We start from the raw sequence: 255 nt of genomic DNA, 5'->3' as shown, positions 1-255 counted from the left end.
GCACCATGAAGCTTGCCACAACCAGCAGGTAAAGCAGCCTGCGGCCCGGAAAGTTCAGCTGCGACAGCGCATAGGCGCACATCATGCCGAAGAGCAGCACGACAAAGGTGATGATGACCGAGGTGCCGACAGAATTGATATACCAGAGCGGCAGCTTCGAGTTCGACAGGACCTCGATATAGGCTTTGAAGTTCAACTCGTCGATCAACACACCCGCATCGGTAACAACACGTTCTTCGCTGCGAAGTGATGTTG

Annotated in this window: 1 pseudogene; it reads right to left on the bottom strand. The window is 54.1% G+C overall.

Annotated elements, in window-relative coordinates:
* A pseudogene (locus EU800_RS26545) lies at nucleotides 1-255 on the bottom strand (carbohydrate ABC transporter permease); the annotation flags it as partial.

The organism is Tropicimonas sp. IMCC6043 (genome assembly GCF_004146235.1).
GTDB lineage: Bacteria > Pseudomonadota > Alphaproteobacteria > Rhodobacterales > Rhodobacteraceae > Tropicimonas.
Note: the sequence above shows the minus strand (reverse complement) of the source record. Positions and strands in the feature narration are given on the sequence as shown.